Below are 271 nucleotides of genomic sequence, written 5' to 3' on the forward strand. Positions count from 1 at the left end.
TGTGATTCAGGTATTCGTTAAAACCAATGGCCCCCGTTTTTTGAAACAGGTGCGAGAGGTAATTTGGCGAAATATAAAACGCCTGCGCAATAGATTCGCGGGTAAGCGCGGAGGCATAGCGTTCGTCGATATAATCGCGAATAGCTTCAAATAGTGCCTGGCTGCGTGAGGCGGTCTGGATTTGGCTGCCAAGCAAATCGCGGCAGTGGCTAAGCAGGCTGGCGACGATAAGCCTTGCCGTTTGCTGCTCCTGCGGCTGCATTTGCATTTC

The 271-nt window shown here is 51.7% G+C and carries 1 protein-coding gene; it reads right to left on the reverse strand.

The window, feature by feature from the left end; genetic code table 11:
• Positions 1–271 (reverse strand): hypothetical protein (locus SB756_RS30250; RefSeq protein ID WP_410913258.1); only part of this gene is annotated, 271 nt, incomplete at both ends.

This window comes from Pseudomonas sp. SIMBA_068 (genome assembly GCF_046534705.1).
Lineage (GTDB): Bacteria > Pseudomonadota > Gammaproteobacteria > Pseudomonadales > Pseudomonadaceae > Aquipseudomonas > Aquipseudomonas putida.